This is a genomic window from Micromonospora sp. WMMD723, assembly GCF_049863385.1.
Taxonomy (GTDB): domain Bacteria; phylum Actinomycetota; class Actinomycetes; order Mycobacteriales; family Micromonosporaceae; genus Micromonospora; species Micromonospora wenchangensis.
In genome coordinates, this window is the sequence record NZ_JBMKNR010000001.1 from 3,210,230 (window position 1) to 3,226,169 (window position 15,940).

The 15,940-nt window shown below is 73.7% G+C and carries 16 protein-coding genes and 1 pseudogene; 10 read left to right on the forward strand and 7 right to left on the reverse strand.

What is annotated here, in order from left to right; genetic code table 11:
• Nucleotides 1–4 precede the first annotated feature (4 nt).
• Nucleotides 5–904, reverse strand: coding sequence for an ABC transporter ATP-binding protein (locus ACN261_RS14530; protein ID WP_421485855.1), 900 nt, complete (start codon nt 902–904; stop codon nt 5–7).
• Nucleotides 905–1,037: 133 nt separating this feature from the next.
• Between ACN261_RS14530 and ACN261_RS14535 the strand changes: the two genes are divergently transcribed.
• The 3 genes and pseudogenes from ACN261_RS14535 (at nt 1,038) to ACN261_RS14545 (ending at nt 3,671) form a co-directional block, all read left to right on the forward strand.
• Nucleotides 1,038–2,279: a sensor histidine kinase gene (locus ACN261_RS14535; RefSeq protein ID WP_425850562.1), complete on the forward strand. Its 1,242-nt coding sequence runs from the start codon at nt 1,038–1,040 to the stop codon at nt 2,277–2,279.
• A gap of 32 nt (nt 2,280–2,311) precedes the next feature.
• Nucleotides 2,312–3,033: pseudogene (locus ACN261_RS14540) on the forward strand (response regulator).
• 146 nt (nt 3,034–3,179) lie between these two features.
• On the forward strand, nt 3,180–3,671 hold the full coding sequence (locus ACN261_RS14545) for a hypothetical protein (RefSeq protein ID WP_421410091.1): 492 nt from the start codon (nt 3,180–3,182) through the stop codon (nt 3,669–3,671).
• 79 nt (nt 3,672–3,750) lie between these two features.
• Here ACN261_RS14545 and ACN261_RS14550 read toward each other — a convergent pair whose 3' ends face one another.
• Complete coding sequence (locus tag ACN261_RS14550; protein WP_204927241.1) at nt 3,751–4,530, reverse strand: D-Ala-D-Ala carboxypeptidase family metallohydrolase; 780 nt, start codon at nt 4,528–4,530, stop codon at nt 3,751–3,753.
• Nucleotides 4,531–4,848: 318 nt separating this feature from the next.
• Between ACN261_RS14550 and ACN261_RS14555 the strand changes: the two genes are divergently transcribed.
• Together ACN261_RS14555 and ACN261_RS14560 are read left to right on the forward strand one after the other, a co-directional pair.
• Nucleotides 4,849–5,484 (forward strand): DUF6642 family protein, encoded by a 636-nt coding sequence (locus tag ACN261_RS14555; protein ID WP_421485859.1) that lies wholly within the window; start codon nt 4,849–4,851, stop codon nt 5,482–5,484.
• A gap of 28 nt (nt 5,485–5,512) precedes the next feature.
• A complete protein-coding gene (locus ACN261_RS14560; protein WP_377681928.1) occupies nt 5,513–5,977 on the forward strand; it encodes a PPOX class F420-dependent oxidoreductase in 465 nt (154 codons plus the stop codon).
• A gap of 48 nt (nt 5,978–6,025) precedes the next feature.
• Here ACN261_RS14560 and ACN261_RS14565 read toward each other — a convergent pair whose 3' ends face one another.
• A complete protein-coding gene (locus ACN261_RS14565) occupies nt 6,026–6,667 on the reverse strand; it encodes an NAD(P)-dependent oxidoreductase (protein WP_421485861.1) in 642 nt (213 codons plus the stop codon).
• Between the two features lie 62 nt (nt 6,668–6,729).
• Nucleotides 6,730–7,962, reverse strand: a complete 1,233-nt coding sequence (locus tag ACN261_RS14570) for a serine hydrolase domain-containing protein (RefSeq protein ID WP_425850568.1) — start codon at nt 7,960–7,962, stop codon at nt 6,730–6,732.
• A gap of 77 nt (nt 7,963–8,039) precedes the next feature.
• On the opposite strand from ACN261_RS14570, the gene ACN261_RS14575 reads away from it, so the two are divergent.
• From ACN261_RS14575 to ACN261_RS14585, 3 genes are all read left to right on the forward strand, one after another.
• The gene (locus ACN261_RS14575; protein ID WP_425850569.1) at nt 8,040–8,633 is read left to right on the forward strand and encodes a pentapeptide repeat-containing protein; all 594 of its coding nucleotides are present in this window, start codon (nt 8,040–8,042) and stop codon (nt 8,631–8,633) included.
• A 223-nt stretch (nt 8,634–8,856) separates the two neighbouring features.
• Nucleotides 8,857–9,759, forward strand: a complete 903-nt coding sequence (locus ACN261_RS14580; protein WP_421485867.1) for a hypothetical protein — start codon at nt 8,857–8,859, stop codon at nt 9,757–9,759.
• A gap of 75 nt (nt 9,760–9,834) precedes the next feature.
• Nucleotides 9,835–10,272: a nitroreductase family deazaflavin-dependent oxidoreductase gene (locus ACN261_RS14585; RefSeq protein ID WP_363652842.1), complete on the forward strand. Its 438-nt coding sequence runs from the start codon at nt 9,835–9,837 to the stop codon at nt 10,270–10,272.
• 14 nt (nt 10,273–10,286) lie between these two features.
• Here ACN261_RS14585 and dacB read toward each other — a convergent pair whose 3' ends face one another.
• Both dacB and ACN261_RS14595 read right to left on the reverse strand, forming a co-directional pair.
• The gene (gene dacB, locus ACN261_RS14590) at nt 10,287–11,870 is read right to left on the reverse strand and encodes a D-alanyl-D-alanine carboxypeptidase/D-alanyl-D-alanine endopeptidase (RefSeq protein WP_421485869.1); all 1,584 of its coding nucleotides are present in this window, start codon (nt 11,868–11,870) and stop codon (nt 10,287–10,289) included.
• 88 nt (nt 11,871–11,958) lie between these two features.
• Nucleotides 11,959–12,684, reverse strand: coding sequence for an MIP/aquaporin family protein (locus ACN261_RS14595; protein WP_363652846.1), 726 nt, complete (start codon nt 12,682–12,684; stop codon nt 11,959–11,961).
• Between the two features lie 217 nt (nt 12,685–12,901).
• Between ACN261_RS14595 and ACN261_RS14600 the strand changes: the two genes are divergently transcribed.
• Entirely contained in the window at nt 12,902–13,183 is a 282-nt protein-coding gene (locus ACN261_RS14600; RefSeq protein ID WP_363792238.1) for an adhesin, read from the forward strand.
• A 5-nt stretch (nt 13,184–13,188) separates the two neighbouring features.
• Here the strand turns inward: ACN261_RS14600 and ACN261_RS14605 are convergent, their stop codons facing one another.
• Entirely contained in the window at nt 13,189–14,295 is a 1,107-nt protein-coding gene (locus tag ACN261_RS14605) for a beta family protein (RefSeq protein ID WP_421485871.1), read from the reverse strand.
• 256 nt (nt 14,296–14,551) lie between these two features.
• Here ACN261_RS14605 and ACN261_RS14610 point away from each other — a divergent pair, with 256 nt between their 5' ends.
• The gene (locus ACN261_RS14610; protein WP_425850575.1) at nt 14,552–15,913 is read left to right on the forward strand and encodes a cellulose binding domain-containing protein; all 1,362 of its coding nucleotides are present in this window, start codon (nt 14,552–14,554) and stop codon (nt 15,911–15,913) included.
• Nucleotides 15,914–15,940 lie beyond the last annotated feature (27 nt).

Below are 15,940 nucleotides of genomic sequence, written 5' to 3' on the forward strand. Positions count from 1 at the left end.
GTGGTCACTGCACGGCCTCCTTGGTGCTCGCGCCGGCGGTCAGGGTGAGGAAGAGCTGTTCCAGGCCACCGCCGCCGGCCGGCCGCAGCTCGGTCAGGACCAGTCCGGCGTCGGCGGCGGCCTGCCCGACGGCGTCGGGTTCGGCGCGGACCACGCACCCGCCGTCGGCGCCGGCGGTGGCGTCCAGCCCGGCCCGGTCGAGGGTGAGCCGCAGGGCGTGCGGGTCGCGGGCCCGGACCAGGGTGCCGGCCCCGGCCAGCAGTTCGTCCTTGCCGCCCTGGGCGACGACCCGACCGCCGCCGATCACCACCAGCCGGTCGGCGACCGCCTCCACCTCCCGCAGCAGATGGGAGGAGAGCAGCACGGTGCCGCCCCGGTCGGCGAAGTCGCGCAGCAGGCCGCGCATCCAGAAGATCCCCTCCGGGTCCAGGCCGTTGGCCGGTTCGTCGAGGACCAGCACCCGGGGCTCGCCCAGCAGCGCCAGCGCCAGGCCGAGCCGCTGCCGCATCCCCAGCGAGTACGCCCCGACCCGCCGCTTCGCCGCCACCGGGTTCAGGCCCACCCGGTCGAGCACGGCGGGCACCCGGTCGGCGTCCACGCCCATGGTCCGGGCGGCCAGGTACAACGTCTCCCGCCCGCTGCGCCCGACGTGCTGCGCGGAGGCGTCCAGCAGCACACCCACCTCGCGGCCCGGGTTGGGCAGCTCGCGGTAGGGTTGACCGTTGACGGTGGCGGTGCCGGAGGTCGGGCGGGTCAGCCCGCACAGCATCCGCATGGTGGTGGACTTGCCCGCCCCGTTCGGGCCGAGGAAACCGGTCACCGTGCCCGCTTCGCAGCGGAACGAGACGTCGTCGACGGCCGGGTGCGGGCCGTACCGTTTGGTGAGGTGGTCGACTGCGATCATGCCGTCGAGCCTGTCTGAGCCACCCGGCCGGGCGCTGCGGCCGACCGTCGAGAGCCGCCCCTACCTCGGTCTACCCGCAGACCTCGACTTTGGTTGGTGTCCGGGGCGCCGTTCGGCTTTCTAGCATGGGTGGGTGAGTGCTGCCGTCGTACCCGATCACCCCTGGCTGCTGCCGGGGGCGCTGACGCCCGAGGCCAGGACGCCCCGACGGACGCCCCGGGACTGGCTGGTCGACACGGTGGCCTTCCTGCTCGCCGTCGGCTGGGCGCTGCTGGCGTTCGCCGACGCGATGTCGAGCAAGCCGCAGTTCTCCCACAACGCCGGCCCGTCCTGGCTGATCGGGGTGGACCTCGCGGCGGGCCTGGCCTACTGCTCGGCGCTGTGGCTGCGCCGGCGCTGGCCGGTCGGGCTGGCCGTGGCCGGGCTGCCGCTGGCGCTGTTCTCGGTGACCGCCGGGGTGGCGATGCTGGTCGTGGTCTTCACCGTGCTGGTCCACCGGCCGCTGCCGATCGGCGCGGCGCTGGTCGGCTTCCACCTGGCGGTCATCCCGCTCTACACCGTCGTGCGCCCCGACCCGTCCCTGCCCTACTGGGCGACGGTGGCCTGGACGATGATGTTCGTCGGGATCGTGGTGGCCTGGGCGTTGTTCGTCCGGGCCCGCCGGCAGCTGGTGCTGTCGCTGCGGGACCGCGCCCACCGGGCCGAGTCCGAGCAGCAGCTCCGCGTCGAACAGGCCCGCCAGTTGGAACGCACCCGGATCGCCCGGGAGATGCACGACGTGCTGGCGCACCGGATCTCGCTGCTCAGCCTGCATGCCGGGGCGTTGGAGTTCCGCCCGGACGCGCCGCCGCAGGAGGTGGCGCGGGCGGCCGGGGTGATCCGGGGCAGCGCGCACGCCGCCCTGCAGGACCTGCGCGAGGTGATCGGGGTGCTCCGGGCCGACACCGCCGACGGCGACGCCGCACCGGAACGCCCCCAGCCCACCCTCGCCGACGTGCCGGCGCTGGTCGCCGAGTCCCGGGCCGCCGGGGTCCGGGTCACCCTGGTCGACGAGGTCGCCGACCCGACGCGGGTGCCGACGGCGGTGGGACGCAGCGCGTACCGGATCGTGCAGGAGGGGCTGACCAACGCGCGCAAGCACGCGCCCGACACGACGGTCGGCGTCCGGCTGGCCGGCGGCCCGGGACGGGAGCTGGCGGTGGAGATCCGCAACCCCTGGCCGGTGGGCACCTCCGTGCCGGCCCTGCCGGGCGCCGGCACCGGGCTGGTCGGCATCGCCGAGCGGGTCACCCTGGCCGGTGGCCGGCTGACCCACGGCCGGGACGGGGCGACCGGCGACTTCCGGCTGGCGGCCCGGCTGCCGTGGCCGGCATGAGCAGTCCGGCTGGTGCGAGCCGCCCGGCCGGCATGAGTAGCCGGCCCGTCCGGCGGCGAGGCGGTGCGCGGTGACGACGGACGGCGACACCGCCCCGGTGCGGGTGTTGATCGTCGACGACGACCCGCTGGTCCGCGCCGGGCTGTCGATGATCCTCGGGGGTGTGCCGCAGGTGCGGGTGGTGGGCGAGGCCGCCGACGGCGACGAGGTGCCCGCCGCCGTCGCCCGGTGCACGCCCGACGTGGTGCTCATGGACATCCGGATGCCCCGGGTCGACGGGTTGGCCGCCACCGAGGCGCTACGGGCGCTGCCGGACCCGCCGGAGGTGCTGGTGCTGACCACCTTCGACGCCGACGAGCAGGTGCTGCGGGCGTTGCGGGCCGGGGCAGGCGGGTTCCTGCTCAAGGACACCCCGCCCGCCGAGATCGTCCGGGCGGTGCTGCGGGTGGCCGCCGGTGAGGCCACCCTGTCGCCGACGGTGACCAGGCAGTTGATCAGCCACCTGACCGTGGGGCCCACGCCGGGTCCGGACCAGCGTCGGGACCGGGCGCTGCGACTGCTGGCCGGGCTCACCGAGCGGGAGCACGAGGTCGCGGTGGCCCTCGGTCACGGCCGGACCAACGCGGAGATCTCGGCGGAGCTGTTCATGAGCGTGGCGACGGTGAAGGCGTACGTGTCCCGGCTGTTGACCAAGCTGGCGTTGAACAACCGGGTCCAGGTGGCGCTGCTGGTCCACGACGCGGGCCTGGTCTGACGATCTGCAGCATTCGGCTTCGACGCCGGAGGATCTGCTCACCGCGTGGGGGGATTGAACCGCCGCCGGTCACCGCCCGTACCACTGCGCGAGGATGCGTTGTGGCGATTCAGCCGCAGTCGCTGCCGAGTTGCGGGAGGCCTGCCGTGCGAGTTGGTGAGCAGTCGACGGACCCCATCGATCAGGTTCTGGGCGAGGTGCCGGTGCCCGCCTCGTTGACACCCGAGGACGTCCGGCTCGCGGTGCGAGCGGTCGTGGTGCACGCCGCCGAGGAGTGGCCCAACGGCCCGCTGTGCCGCAACGACGGGGCGTCGTACCCGTGCCGGCTGCACCGTTGGGGGCGGCGGGTGCTGGAGAACCACGGGTTGAACGAGCGTCAGATCGACGCGCTGATCCGGCACGGCAACCCGTTCGTGCACGTGCCCTTCCCGTTCACCTACACCACACCCCGGCCGGGCGCGGCCCCGGCGCGGACCGCCCCGGCGGCCGGCTACCCGGCCCGTGGCCAGGTCGGTCGGCCCGGTGTGCCTGCGGCGCGGCCCGCTGCGGCGGGGATGCGGCCGGGCGTGCGCTCCGGCGTCCCCGGCCGGCCGGGGACGCCCCCGGCTGCCGCGCCGCGCTGGCCCCGGGCGAGCTGAGCGCCCGGCCCCGGTGCCCCGACGCCGGCCCGGCCCTGGTGATCCCGTGGGGCCGGGCCGGCGTCGGCCGTGGCGTCGGTCAGCGGCTGACGCCGCAGTCCGGGGCCGCCCAGCTGGTGCGGTTCGTCAGGTTGTCCCGGTTGTTCTCCCGTCGGGAGTCCACGTGGACGTGGTCGTCGTGCCCCGGGTAGCCGGGGCCGTAGATGCCGCTGAACCCGTGGTCGCGGGAGGCGCGGGAGATCTCGCAGAGCGACCTGCTCTGCGAGGTCACGTCGGCGGCGTTGCCGTAGAGGTGTTGGCTGTTCGACGCCCCACCGACCTGCTTGTTGCAGCTTTCGTCGCGGAAGCCGCTGGTGACGTAGAGCGGCTTGTCACCCAGGCCACGCCGCAGCGCCTCCAGTTTCCACATGGTGTGTACCGCGTTGGCCTTGGTCTCGGTGGCGGAGAGCGGACCGCCGCTCCAGCCGCCCTTGCCGCAGCCGCCGTCCAGCTCCCGGTAGCTGAAGTGCGCCGGCGTGCAGTCGTTGTCCTGCAACTGGTAGAGCTTGCTGAAGGTCTGCTTGCCGGCGATGCCGTCGCTGCGCAGCCCGTACGCGGTCTGGAAGCGCTTGACCGCGGCGGCGGTCTCGGGACCGAAGTCGCCGTCGATCCGGACGATTGCCCCTCGGGCCGCCCAGCCGGCGACCCGGATCTGCAACTGGCGGACGTCGTCTCCGGAGCGCCCCTGGTAGAGGTCGCGTTTCCAGGTGTAGCAGCCGTCGGCGTGGGCCGCTGGCGCGGCGGCCACCGTGGCGATCGCGGCTCCCGGCAGAGCCAGGGCGAACGCGACGAGTGCCCGCTTCAGAGTTTTCTGGCGCACAGAAGTCCTCCCGATTGGAAGTGAATGGGGTGGTGAACAGGCCATCGCGCGGGACGTCCTGCAACTTCCACCCTGACAGCTACCTGGCCGATTCGCGGCAATAAAGGGGAATCGTCCTCGTAGTCGGTGATAGCTGGGTATTGCCTGTGAATGGGGGTGAATGGCAATTCGGGCACAGGGTGTCAGCGGGTGACGGGAGGGACGGGAATTCCGACACCGGTGAAGTGCCCCGAAACGGATCAGTGGGGCACCGAGGGTGACGTCGGTCCGTCACCCGGACCCGGTAACGTGGCCCGGCGGGGACGGGGAGGTGACGCGGTGGCGCGGGGCGGGGTCTTCTGTGTCGAGGGGCAGTGGCACCGCGACCTCAACGAGCGCGGGTCCGTGCTGCCCACCCTCGACCTGCTCGAACGGCTCGGCCGCATCCGCTACATCCACAAGGACGCCGCCACCCGTGACGAGCTGTTCTACTTCCTCGACCGGTGGCTGCTCAAGCAGTACGCCGACCACCGGGTCGGCTTCTTCGCCATGCACGGTGAGCCCAGCCGGCTCTGCCTCACCGACTGGGACTCCGTCGAGCTGTCCGACGTCGCCGAGCGGATGGCCGGCCGGGGCGAGGGCCGGCGGCTCTACTTCGGCAGCTGCTCCGTCCTGCGCGCCTCCGACGCCACCCTGCGCGACTTCCTCGACGTCACCGGCGCGGCCCTGATCTGCGGCTTCACCCGTGAGGTCGACTGGGTCGAGTCGGCCGCCTTCGAGACGGTGCTGCTCGACGTGCTCGCCAACGGCCAGCGGCACAACGCCGCCGAGCTGCGGATGGGTTCGGCGCACTGGGCGCCGCTCGCGGCGTACCTCGGCTTCCGGGTGATCTACGCCAACGGCCGCGCCTGGCGGCCCACCGCCCGGCCCCGGGTCCCCGCCCAGCCGGGCCGGGTCGGCGGCCGGTCCGGCTGACGCCCGCCGGGCCTGGTAGAACCGGGGGATGGCACGCAGCGTCGCAACCAACACCCGGGTCGACCGGGACGCCCTGCTCGACTTCGTCCGGCCCCGGCACCGGGTCCTGCTGATGACCACCCGCGCCGACGGCCGGCCGCAGTCCTCCCCGGTCGCCTGCGGCGTGGACGCCGCCGGACGCCTGGTGATCTCCACCTACCCGCAACGGGCCAAGGTCGCCAACATCCGCCGTGACCCCCGGGTCTCCGCCTGCGTGCTCTCCGACGACTGGGACGGCCCGTGGGTGCAGGTCGACGGCGTGGCCGAGGTGCTCGACCTGCCCGAGGCGCTGGACCCGCTGGTGGAGTACTTCCGCAGCATCGCCGGCGAGCATCCGGACTGGGACGAGTACCGGGCGGCCATGGTGGCGCAGGGCAAGTCGCTGATCCGGATCACCGTCGAGGGCTGGGGCCCGATCGCCACCGGCGGCTTCCCGGCCCGCCTCGCCGACTGACGCTCTCCGGTACGACGCAGGCCGCCGCGCCGGCCGTCGTCGTACGGGTCAGTACGCCGCCGTGAAGCGCATGTTCTCGAAGCGGGGCTCCTCGATCTCGTCCACGATCGCCACCGCCAGGTCCTCGTAGCTGAGCACCGAGCGGCCCTGCCCGTCGGTGACCGGGTGCTCGGTGCCGGTGCGGTACCGGCCGGTCCGCTCGCCCGGGTGGAACTCCACCGGCGGCGGCGAAACGTACGTCCAGGTCACCCCGTCGGCCGAGGAACGGTACAGGGCCAGGGCGTCGGCCTGCCCGAGCGCCGCGTCCCGGTATCCGTCGGGGAAGTCCGGCTCGTCGAGGAACGGGGTGTCCCGCGCCGTCAGCAGGGTCGCCCCGCCGCCGACATGGATCACCCGGGGCGGGACGGGCAGGTCCCGCAGGACGGTGACCAGGTTCTCCGCCGCGGTACGCCACAGCGCCCGCTCACCGCCGCCGACCGCCACCACGACCACGTCGGCCTCCGGGGCCAACTCGGCGACGCTGCGCGCCGAGGTCACGTCCCCGGTCACCACGCGTACCCCGGCCGGCAGCCAGGTGACCGCCTCCGGACGGCGGACCGCCGCGGTGACCCGGTGTCCCCGGCCGGCCGCCTCCGCGACGATCCGTGAGCCTGCGGTGCCCCCGGCGCCGTACACCACCACGTTGCCCATGCCGTCCAGGCTAGGCAGCGGGGCACCGCGCGTCCCGGGAACGGCCCTGCCCCGGATGCGGCTCAGCCGACGAGGGCGGCGTAGACGAGCTGGCGGAGCTGAGAGCGCAGCGGGTAGGTGCTCGACGGCATCAGCTGGGTGAACAGCAGGGCGGTGATCTCCTCGGCCGGGTCGACCCAGAACGCGGTGCTGGCCAGCCCGCCCCAGTAGTACTCGCCGACGCTGCTCGGCACCTTGGCCGGCACCGGGTCCTGCACCACGGCGAAGCCCAGGCCGAAGCCGATGCCGTCCAGCACCGTCTCGGCGAACCCCTGTGGCTGCAGCGACGCCAGGTCGCCGCCGCCGGGCAGGTGGTTACGGGTCATGTAGCGCACCGTACGGGGCCCGAGCAGTCGTACGCCGTCCAGTTCGCCGCCGCGCAGCAGCAGTTGGGTGAACCGGTGGTAGTCGGCGGCGGTGGAGACCAGCCCGCCCCCGCCGGAGAAGCACCGCGGGCGGGTCAGCGCGGCGGCACCGAGCTGGTCGGCGCGGACGGCCCGGCCGGTGCCCGGGTGCGGGGTGTAGAGGGCGGCGAGCCGTTTGGCGTCGGCCGGGTCGACCCAGAACCGGGTGTCGGTCATGCCCAGTGGGCTGAGGATCCGTTCGGTGAGGAAGTCGTCCAGGCTCTGCCCGGAGACCACCTCGATCAGCCGGCCCAGCACGTCGGTGGAGACCCCGTAGTTCCAGCCGGTGCCGGGCTGGAACAGCAGCGGCAGCTTCGCCATCCCGGCGCTGGCCCCGGCCAGGTCGAGCCCCGGCGGGACGCCGAGATCGTAGCCGGCCGCCCGGTAGAGCGCGTCGACCACCGAGGTCTGCGCGAACCCGTAGGTCAGCCCGGCGGTGTGGGTGAGCAGGTGCCACACCCGGATCGGCTCGACCGCCGGCACCGTGTACGGCTTGAGCGCCGACCCCTTGTCGAAGACCCGGACGTCGGCGAACTCGGGCAGCCAGCGGCTGATCGGGTCGGTCAGCTCGAAGCGGCCCTGCTCCCACAGCATCATCGCCGCGACCGAGGTGATCGGCTTCGTCATCGAGTAGATCCGCCAGATGGTGTCCGGCTCGACCGGGGTGCCGGCCTCCACGTCGCGCAGCCCGTACACCGAGGAGTGCGCGATCTCGCCGTGGCGGGTGACCACGACCTGCCAGCCGGCCAGCCGGCCGTCGTCGACGTACCGGCCGAAGTGTTCGTCGATGCGGGCCAGTCGGGCCGGGTCGAAGCCGGTACGGGCCGGGTCGCTGCTGGGTGCCACGCTCACCCGCCGAACCTACTAGCCGGTACGCGCCGGACGGAAGGTGCGGCGGCGGTGTCGGTGCTCGCACCTAGGGTGGGGCGGTGCCGCAGACCATCGAGGACGAGACGTTCCGCCACACCGACTGGTACGCCGAGGAGCTGACCGACAGGCACTTCGTGCGTTGCGTCTTCACCGACGTCGACCTGACCGAGGCGGTCAGCCGGGGCGCCTCGTTCACCGGGTGCGACTTCGGCGGGGTGTCGTTCAACGCCTCCCGGCACACCGACTCGGCCTTCGTCCGCTGCGGGTTCCGCCGGTGCAACCTGTTCGAGGCCGAGTTCACCGGTTGCAAGCTGGTCGGCAGCACGTTCGAGGAATGCGCGCTGCGTCCGCTGCGGGTCTCGGGCGGGGACTGGTCGTTCGTCGGGTTGCCCGGCGCCGACCTGCGCGGCGCGCGGTTCAGCGACGTACGGATGCGGGAGGCCGACCTGTCCGGGGCGGACCTGACCGGCGCGACCCTGGCCCGGGTGGACCTTTCGGCCGCCCAGCTGCGCGGGGCGCGGTTCACCCGGGCCGACCTGCGGGGCAGTGACCTGACCGCGCTCGATCCGACGGCGGTCGAGCGGGTCGGGGCGGTGATCGACCCGCAGCAGGCGATGGTGCTGGCGCAGGCGTTGGGTTTCGAGATCCGCTGACCGGAGCGCCATCTGTCGATCTCTTCGTCATTTCGGCCCTGAGCTGCGGTTTTCCAATGAGTAGGAAACTTTCCATCGGGATCACTTGGTAACAAACTGGAAACGCCCTCCCGCTGGCATATGGCGCATCACGGCCTTGAAATGAAAACGTGAGAACGCTCACGCCGCGACCGAACCCCCTCCCCGACCGGTCGCGGGCGTCGGGCTGGGGAGTGGGACACGCGTGAACGACCAAGAGACCTGGCGGATCGGGCCGGGCCCGACGACGCGCAGCGCGCAGCGGCGGGAGGCCCGTCGTCGGCAACGCCGCCGCTGGGCGATCGGTTCGGTGGCCGGCCTGGCCTGCCTGGCGGTGCTGGTGACCTATCTGGGTCCGGACCCGGACCCGTCGGAGCCCGACCTGGTGCTGCCGGCCGGTGCCCCCACCCCGGCCGGTTATCCGACCGGGGCGACGGGGGTGGGCGTGTCGGCCGAGGCCGGCGTCGTCGCACCCGGCCTGCAGCCCCGGGAACGCACCCCGCCGCCACCGAGCGCACCGCCGACACCGACGGTCACCCCGGTGGCGTCCTCGTCGCCGGCCGCACCGACGCTGAGCGTCTCCCGGGCCGACGTGCCGGCCGAGGTGGACCTGACCGCGCTGGGCACCCGGGACTGGGTGCACTGGGGGCTCAACCGGCCGGAGACCGTGGTCCGCAAGGGCGGCGGCACCGGCGAGATCCGGGACGAGGGCGGCCGGGGTGCCCGCGACCGGTACGACACGAACCCCGAGCTGTTCGGGTGGCGTGACGGGGCCCCGGTGCCGGCCGTCCCCGCCACCGCCACCGGGGTGTTCGTCTGCGGCGCGGGCAACGGGTTCGCGCTGTCCGTGGCCGGCGACGGCGAACCGCGTACGGTGCACCTGTTCGCCGGCATCTGGATGGCCCAGGGGCGGCTGGACGTGCGGCTGTCCACCGGCGGGTCGACCCGCACGCTGCGGCTGGAGGACCCGCACACCACGCACACCGCCCAGTTCGTGATCAAGTTCCGGGTGCCCCGCGGCGAGAAGCTGCTGATCCGCTGGACCGTCGAGGGCACCTTCCGCAACAGCTGCGGCAACGTGAACCTCCAGGCGGCGGCGGTGCGCTGAGTCGTTCACCCGGTCCCGGGCGTCGTGTCGGGTTAGCGTGTCCGGGTCGATGCCCACGAGCCACCGGAGATGCCGATGCCGACCGACGAACAGGTGCTGGACAGCCCCGAGGGCTGGGTCGCCGACCACATCCGCCGGTATGTCGCCACCGGCGGCGCGGAGGGGCACGAGTGGCAGCCGGGCGTGTTCACCCTGCTGCTGACCACCCGGGGACGACGCAGCGGCAAACTGCGCCGCACCGCCCTGATCTACGGCCGGGACGGCGACGACTACCTGGTCGTCGCCTCCCAGGGCGGTGCGCCCCAACACCCCTCCTGGTACCTCAACCTGCTCGCCGACCCCGAGGCCCGGGTGCAGGTTGGCCCGGAGACGTTCGGGGTGCGGGCGCGCACCGCCGAGCCGGCCGAGCGGGCCCGGATGTGGCCGACGATGACCGCCATCTGGCCCGCCTACGAGGAGTACCAGAGCAAGACCGAGCGGGAGATCCCGGTGGTGGTGCTGCAGCGGCGCTGAGTCGGGCCGGCCGCTCAGCAGACGATCGGCTTGACCCAGGAACACTCCCGCCCCTCGGGCACCCGGGGTGCCTCCGGGGCCGCCGGCGGGGTGGCCCGCGCCGACCCGCCGTCGCTCTCGCGGTAGCTGGCCAGGGCGATGGCGATCTGGTCCTCCAACCCCTTGACCGACGAGGTCAGGTGGTTGTTGAACACCACCGAGAAGGCGAGCAGTCGCCCGTCGGCGTCGGTGGCGTAGCCGGAGAGGCCGGACACCCCGGTCAGGCTGCCGGTCTTGGCGTGCACGTTGTCCGCCGCCGGGGTGTCGCGCATCCGGCTGCGCAGGGTGCCACCGACGAGGCGGTCCGGGTTGCCGGCGATCGGCAGGGCCGCGTACCAGGTGTCGAACCAGGGTTCCCGGCGGACGGCGGCGAGCAGCGCGACGAACTCGCCGGCCGGGATCAGGTTGCGTCGGGACAGCCCCGAGCCGTCGAGTTGCCGCAGGACCCCGGTGTCCACCCCGGTGTCGGCGACGTACTCGCTGATCGCGGCCAGCCCGACCGGCCAGCTTCCCGACCCGGAGACGACCCGGCCGATCTCCTTGGTCAGCACCTCGGCGTGCCCGTTGTTGGACAGCTTCAGGAAGGGCACCAGCAGCTCGGCCAGGGTCATCGAGTCGTGCCGGGCCACCGGGGTGGCGTCGGCCGGGGTGGCCCGGCCGGGCACCGTGCGCCCGAGCACCCGTACCCCGTGGCGGCGCAGCGCGTCCCGGAAGACGTCGGCGGCGTAGCCGGTGGGCTCCCCGACGGTCATCCAGTCGCTGACCGCCGCCGCGCCGGCCGCGATCCGACCGGTGACCACGATGGTGTTGCCGCCGTGCGTCCGCTCGAACGACAGCGTCGTCTCGCCGTCGGCCACCGTCTCGGCCCGGTTGTCGATCCGCAGGTAGCCGTTGGGTGGGGTCATGGTGACCACCGGCGGCGCCCCGGCCCTCCCCGCCGGGGCGGCCCGCACGATCACCGTGCCCGCGTCGTAGTCGGTGTCCGGGGCGAGGGTCAGCGCGGAGACCTGCGCCGCGTAGTAGTACGACTCGTCGTCCCAGGCCCACTCCGGGCCGAGCCGGGTGGCGTCGTAGCGGGTGTCGTCGGCGACCAGGTTGCCGGTCACCATCCGTACCCCGCTTCCGGCGACCTGGGCGGCCAGCGCGTCGTAGTCGGCGGCCAGCATCGTCGGGTCGCCGCCGCCGCGCAGGTAGAGGTTGCCGGAGACCAGGCCGGCCCGGCGGCGGCCGTCGGTGAGCACGTCGGTGCCGAACCGGTGCCCGGGGCCGAGCAGCGCCAGGGCCGCCGTCGAGGTCAACAGCTTGGTGTTGGAGGCGGGCACCAGGCGGCGGTCGCCGTTGCGGTCGTAGAGGGTCCGGCCGGTGGCGGTGTCCACCACGACCACCCCGGCCTGCGCCCCGGCGAGCCGGGGGTCGGCGAGGACGGCGTCGATGGTGGCGTGCAGCCGGGTGGCCGCCGGGGTGGGTGACTCGGCGGTCGCCGGCAGCGCACCGGCGGCGGCCACGGTGGCGACCAGCGCCACCAGCGCCAGCGTCCTGGGGAAGAGACGACGATGCATGCGACGACGCTGTCACGAAGATTTCCGTCGGGCAAGCCTCGGTGCCGTAGATTTTCTTCCACAGCGGGTGGCCCCCGGCCGGCGGAGGTCAGGTCGGGTCCGGCGCGGCCGGGTCGGGCGCGTCGGGTTCGGCGCGGAAGTGCCGGCTCGGCTTCACCAGCAGCGGTGCGGCCAGCGCGGCCAGCGCCCCGCCGAGCAGCGGGAAGACGATGAACACCCACAGTTGGCGCAGCGCCGCGCCCCCCTCGAACACGGCCGGGCCGAACGACCGGGCCGGGTTGATCGAGGTGCCGTCCAGGGTGATCCCCACCAGGAGCACCGCCACCAACGCCAGGCCGATCGCCAGGCCGGCGAAGCCGGCGTGCTCGACCCGGCTCGTCACCACCAGCACCACCAGCACGAACAGGAACGTCAGGACGACCTCCAGCACCGCCGTACCGCCCTGGTTGATGTGCACCCCGTAACCGTTGGTGCCCAACACCCCGGTCTGGTCCGCCACGCCGCCCCAGCGGACCAGCCCCCAGATGGCGAAGCCGGCCACGGTGGCCCCTACGAACTGCGCCAGCCAGTACGCCACCGCGCCGACCACGGAGATCTTGCCGGAGAGCAGCACCCCCAACGTCACCGCGGGATTGAGGTGTGCGCCGGAGAGCGGGCCGATCGCGTACACCAGTCCCACCAGGACGAACCCGAAGGCCAGCGCCACGCTCACCACCCCGCCCTGGAGTTGGGCGAAGACGGCGGTGCCCACCCCGACGAAGACCAGCAGCAGGGTGCCGATCAACTCGGCGGCGTACCGTCGGGCAGCGTCCATGCGCTCAGGGTAGAAAGCCGCGGGGCCGCACGGAGCGGAAACGGGGATCTCCGACAGACCCCGCTCTATTTGACGAACCCCTGGTCAGGGGGCACGGTGGGGGAGAGGGCCGCGCGGCGGCGCTCCCGGAACCGCCAGGCGGGCACCGGCCCGCCGCAGGGGGCGCGCATCTGTCGTCGCGCCACGTTCCGCCCGACAACTCCCGAGGAGTCCCATCATGCTCACCATGACCGACAACGCCGTGCTCGTGATCCGTGACCTCGCGGCCCAGCAGGACGTCGCCCAGGACGGTGGGCTGCGGATCGCCGCCGACACCGAGGCCGGCGCGCTCACCATCGAGCTGGTGCCGGTGCCGGCGCAGGGCGACCAGGTGGTCGACACGCAGGGGGCGCGCATCTTCCTCGACGCCGAGGCCGCCGAACTGCTCAACGACAGCTCGGTGGACGCCTCCGTCGACGACGAGGGCGTGGTGCAGTTCGGGTTCACCGAGCAGGAGTGATCCGGTCACCGGCCCCGCCGGTGCTCTGCGCCCCGGTGCGGGCGGGTGAACCCGGTACGGTCCTCGACGGGCGTCGGCGGGCCGCGACGCCCGTCGGTCGGGCCGGTCAGCGCCGCCAGCACGTGCGCCAGGTGGTGCGACGTGCTCCACGCCGTCCAGTTCGCCGGTGAGCCCGCGCCGGTGACCCGGCGGGCCCGGCGCAGCAGCTCGTGGTCGCCCCAGGAGAAGCCCGCCCCGCCGGCCGGCCAGTGCGGGGCGGTGACCAGCGTGCGGCACAGGTCGGCGAACCGTTCGTCGCCCCGGCCACCCCGCCGCGACCAGCGGTAGATCCACCAGCCGTCCTCGGTGGTGTACCGCACGGTGGGCAGCCGGTCGCCCGGTTCCACGCCGCCCGGCTCCACACCGCCCGGCGGCGCGGGCGACACCCCGTAGTCGCCGTATCCGACGCCCAGGTCGGCCAGCCGACGCCAGAACAGCCAGTCCCAGCGGTCCACCCGGACCGGTTCGTCGGTGGGCAGCCGGGACAGCGACGGCGGCATCCCGCCGGCCGCCACGGTCACCGTGCGCCAGGCGTGCCGTCGGGCCCAGTCCACCACCCGGCGCACCCGGGGCTCGGCGACGCGCAGGTCGGCCGGGCAGCAGACGTCAGCGGTGTCGACCAGCAGGTCGCACTGCTCCGGGACCAGCCCGGTGCGCCGCCACACCCGCTCCACCGCCGCCGTCGTGGCGTCCGGGCCGGTGCGGTCCCGGCCGGGCCGCAGCCGGACCACCGCCCCCCGGGCGTACGCCCGGCACGCCGCGCCGTGTGCGGCCAGCCGCCCGTCGCCACACGTCAACCCGATCACCGGTTGCACGGGTACGCCCCAGCGGGCCAGCTCGCCGCCCGGCCCGTCGGGCAGTGCGCACACGTCGACGGCCGGCACCAGCCCGACGGGCAGCCGGCGCAGCACCTGGGGCAGGCCGGTGTCGGCCGGGGACACGTCGAGGACCGGGACGACCAGGGGAGCGTGGGCGCTGTCCAGATGACCCAGCGCATCCAGCTCACCGCGTCTGCTGGTGAGGATGGGGCGGTAGACCGGCTCCGCCACCCGACCCCCGGGGGCGGGCACCATACCTCAATCTACCGGGCCGGACGCCCCGGCCACAGGGGTTACGGCGGTCGCGTCACCGACCACCCCGTTCCCGTCGACGGCCACGGGCCGGGCCACGGACCGGGCCACGGCCACGGCCACGGACCGGGCCACGTCCATCGTGGACGTTGACAGTGGTCGGTGCCGGTGGTGGCATGGGTGGGCGGTACGCCGGGCGTGGAAGGGCATCCGAAGACCTATGTCCCCGCTTCCTGCTGCCCGGAAGGCGTACCCCCTCATGACTTCCTCGCGTCACCGTGCCGGCCTGCTCGCGGCGCTGACCGCCGCCGCCGTACTGCTGCTGGTCGTCCCGCTGCCCGCCGGGGCGCTCGCGGTACCCGAGCCGACCACCCCCGTCACCGGCAACGCCACCCACTTCGACGCCCTCGGCGCACCGTACGGCGGCTGCGGCCTGCCCCAGGCGGAGCTGGACGCGCCGGACTTCGTCGCGCTCAACGCCTACCACCTGCCCGGCGACTACTCGTCGTACCCGATGCGGCCGATCCCGGCCAGCCAGGCGGCGACGATCGGGCTGTGGAACAACGGCCTCAACTGTGGCCGGTTCGTCCGGGTCACCGTCGGCGACTACTGCACCGGCGTCAACGACGGCGCACCCGGCCAGCCGTTCTGCCGCAACGGCTCGTGGACCGCCGACGCGTACAGCGGGGCGACCCTGACCATGGTGGTGGCGGACAGTTGCGGCGACGGCAACGCCTGGTGCCGGGACGACCCCTACCACCTGGACCTCTCCACCGCCTCGCTCAACCGCTTCGTGCGCAACGGCACGCCGGTGGGGGACATGAACCCCACCCACTGGAACAACCGGCACGTCTCCTGGTCGTTCGTGCCCGCCCCGGACTACACGGGCGACATCCGGATCGGCTTCATGAAGGGCGCCCAGCGGTACTGGCCGGCGATCGCCGTCTCGCACCTGGCCAACGGCATCCACGGGGTGGAGTACCTGGCCGGTGGGGTGTGGACGGCCGCCACGATGAACAGCGACATGGGACAGTCGTACGTGATCGGGGCGACCGCCGCCGGGGGCACCGACTTCCAGATCCGGGTCCGTGACGCGGCCGGCGCGTTGATCAACAACGGTCGGGTCTACCGGTTCGCCCTGCCCGCCTCCTGTGGCGGGACGTGCTCGGCGGCGTACACCCGGGTCGACTACACCACCTCCGACGGGCCGACCCCGACCCCGACCGGCACCCCCACGGCGACCCCCACCGTGACGCCGCCGGTCACCCCCACCGTGACGCCGCCGGTTACCCCCACCGCGACCCCCACGCCGGCCCCGATGGCCGGTTGCTCGGCCACCTACCGGGTGACCGGCTCGTGGTCGGGCGGCTTCCAGGCGGAGGTGGCCGTGCGCAACAACGGCGTCAGCGCCATCACCGGCTGGACCACCGCGCTGACCTTCGCCGGAACCCAGCAGGTCGCCTCGTCGTGGAGCGCCACGGTCAGCCAGTCCGGCCGGCAGGTCACCGCGACCAACGCCCCCTACAACGGGAACCTGAGCCCCGGCGCGACCACCGGTTGGGGCATGGTGGTCACCGGCGACGACCGGCCCCCGACGGTGGCCACCTGCGCCGTGCGGTGAACCACCGGTGACCGGTCCGCCCGTGGC